The sequence below is a fragment of the Microtetraspora sp. AC03309 genome (assembly GCF_020826795.1).
Taxonomy (GTDB): Bacteria; Actinomycetota; Actinomycetes; order Streptosporangiales; family Streptosporangiaceae; genus Microtetraspora; species Microtetraspora glauca.
Genome location: NZ_JADDIL010000366.1, coordinates 1 through 603, shown reverse-complemented (window position 1 = coordinate 603; position 603 = coordinate 1). Strand labels below are relative to the sequence as shown.

Below are 603 nucleotides of genomic sequence, written 5' to 3'. Positions count from 1 at the left end.
GCGGCGGGGCACCGGTGCACGCCGCCAAGAACAACGAAGAGAAGAGCGGTGGCACCAAGGACGGACTCGTGGCACCGACCGCACTCACATATGACCAAACTGACGACGGAGACGACGACTGGTAAGTCGTCCACAACACGAACTTTCCGGCCGCCCGGCCGGAGGACTCGCCAAACATTTCTCTGGTGAGGACAAAGGAAAAATAAGGGGAATCCAACATGGCACAGATGAATACAGATGCCGCCGTCCTCGCCAAGGAGGCTGCCAACTTCGAGCGCATCTCCGGTGAGCTCAAGAGCGTCATCGCGCAGGTCGAGTCGACCGGCGGCACCTTGGCGGCCCAGATGCAGGGCCAGGCCGGTACCGCCGCCCAGGCGGCGCTGGCACGGTTCCACGAGGCTGCTGACAAGCAGATCCAGGAGCTGAACGAGATCTCGACCAACATCCACACCTCGGGTACCCAGTACTCCAGCACCGACGAAGATCAGGCGGGCAACCTCGCCTCGTCGATGAACATCTGACCTAACTGACCTCAAGAACGGAGACAAGACATGACAGAACAGGTTTGGAATTTCGCCGGCATCGAGGGCGGCGCCAGTGAGA

The 603-nt window shown here is 60.9% G+C and carries 1 protein-coding gene; it reads left to right on the top strand.

The window, feature by feature from the left end:
• Positions 1–227: 227 nt before the first annotated feature.
• A complete protein-coding gene (locus tag IMZ11_RS43370) occupies positions 228–521 on the top strand; it encodes a WXG100 family type VII secretion target (protein ID WP_305075955.1) in 294 nt (97 codons plus the stop codon).
• The last annotated feature ends 82 nt before the right edge of the window (positions 522–603 follow it).

What these genes read in the sequence shown, in the direction of transcription:
- IMZ11_RS43370 (WP_305075955.1), top strand. Translation starts at nt 228, where the DNA reads ATGAATACAGATGCCGCCGTCCTCGCCAAGGAGGCTGCCAACTTCGAG.